A 2,224-nucleotide genomic window follows, 5' to 3' on the forward strand; every position below is an offset into this window, starting at 1 on the left:
CTTGCTGACCGGCGCCGACGGCGCGGCGCTGGACGTCAGCGGCTATCTGCGCCGCCACAGCGGCGTCGACAGCGCCCGCCTCAACTGGGTGATCACCGGCACCAGCCAGAGCGAGCACAACATCATCCGCCGCCAGCAGTACAACGCCTTCGGCGAAGTGAGCAGCGAAACCGACGGCCGCGGCAACAGCACCACCTTTGAATACAGCGCCTTCGGCCAACTGCTGGCCAAGCAAGACCCGCAAACCGTGATCGTCGCGGCCGGCAACCAGGCCCCGCCGCCGGTACGCACCCAGTACCGCTACGACGCGCTGGGCAATCTGGTGGCCACCGTCGACGCCAATGGCCAGCTTAACCGCCAAAGCTGGCTGGCTGGCGGCGAACGGGGCCAGGGCAAGAGCGGTGGCGAGGCGCACGCCGACGGAGGCGTCAAACAACTGGGCTACGACGTGTTCGGCAATCTGCGTGTCAGCGTCGACGAAATCGGCCGCCGCAGCGATTACCGCTACAACGCCAACAACCAGCTGATCCGTCAGGACCGCGCCGTGCGCGCCGACGGCCGCCGCGGCTACGACGAATACGACTACGACAGCGCCGGCCAGCGCATCGCCCACCGCAGCACCAGCGACGGCAAGGACAGCCTGGCCGACACCACCCAGTACGACAGCCTGGGCCGGGTGCTGGCCACCGTCAGCGCCGCCGGGCGCCGGGTGAGCTACCGCTACCAGTGGGACGCCGCCATCGCCGGGGCCGGCGGCATCGTCGTCGGCGGCTGGCGCAGCGTCAAGACCGACGCCAACGGCCGCAGCCAGACCGACGACGTCAGCCTGTTCGGCCATAAGGTGGCCCATGTCGACCTGGGCAACCACCGCTTCAGCTACCGCTACAACCACGCCGGCCAGGTGGCCGAACAAAGCGGCAGCACCGGCCAGCGCATCACTTACCAGTACTACGGCAACGGCTATCTGAAGAGCCTGTCCGACCACGCGCTGGACAGCTACACCCTGTACGAGTACGACAACGACGGCAATAAGACCTTTGAAGGCTATACCAGCCTCAACAACCAGAGCCGCGAGTTCTACCAGTACGCCGACATCCAGTACGACGCGCTGGGCCGGGTCACCCAGATCAAGGATCCCAAATTCCTGATCACCTACCGCTACGACGCGGTCGGCAACCGCATCAACGTCAACAGCGTCTATCACGACGGCGTCGACGGCCAGAAGCGGACCCAGGACTACTGGTACCGCTACGACAGCATGAACCGCTTCCTCACCACCAAGGGCAGCAAGATCGACGGCCAGATCGGCCGCGGCCCCCAGGGCGGCGACGGCGTCGACATCCTCTACAACGCCGCCGGCGAACGGGTGCAGGCCATCAACGCCTCTGATGGAACCACCGAGACCTACAGCTACAGCGCCGACGGCTATCTGGAGAGCACCCGCATCAACGGCAAGCTGGCCTCCCAGCGCGACAACGACCTGCTGGGACGCGCCACCGCATACCGCCAATACCGCTGGAACGGCGACGGCGGCGTCAGCAGCCAGACCCAGTCCCGTTACGACGCCGACCACAAACTGCTGCAGCAAACCCGGGACGGCGCCACCACCACCTACACCCTGATGGCGGACGGCACCGTGGCCAGCAGCGCGCAGAGCAGCAGCGGCACCACCACCACCAGCTATTACGGCTATGAATGGTGGGACGAAGCCAAGCAGAGCACCATCACCGCCCAGCCCTACAACAAGGACGCGCCGGGCTGGGAAAAGGGCTACTCCCATCTCAGCTACAACGTCAACGGCCACCTGGCCGAAGCGCGCGACGAAGTGGGCCAGCGCAGCCTCCGCTACGTCAACAACGCCCAGGGCCTGGTGCTCAAGCGCGAGGAAATCGCCAAGGGCAGCACCTACAAACGGCAGGACTACTACTTCCTGGACGGCAAGCAGATCGGCTCGGTGGGCAACGACGGCGCCAGCCGGGTCGACTACGCCCAGGCCTTGGCGCAAAGCCAGATCGGCAACCGCAAAGACCAGTACCGCGAAGGTCTGCCGGTGAACAGCGCCGACTTCGACCAGAACTACGAGCCGATCGGTCCGAGCTACCCGGGGCAGACGCCGGGCTTCGTTACAGTCAAAGCTGGCGATACCCTGCAAAGCCTGGCGGCGTCGCTGTGGGGCGACCAGGCGATGTGGTATCTGCTGGCGGACGCCAACAGCCTGAGCGGC

The 2,224-nt window shown here is 66.1% G+C and carries 1 protein-coding gene; it reads left to right on the forward strand.

Annotated features, from left to right (window positions below):
* Positions 1 to 2,224, forward strand: a 2,224-nt coding sequence (locus NK214_RS24740; protein WP_253315787.1) for a hypothetical protein, incomplete at both ends; no start/stop codon positions are given.

Source organism: Chromobacterium sp. S0633, assembly GCF_024158805.1.
In the GTDB taxonomy this organism is placed as follows: domain Bacteria; phylum Pseudomonadota; class Gammaproteobacteria; order Burkholderiales; family Chromobacteriaceae; genus Chromobacterium.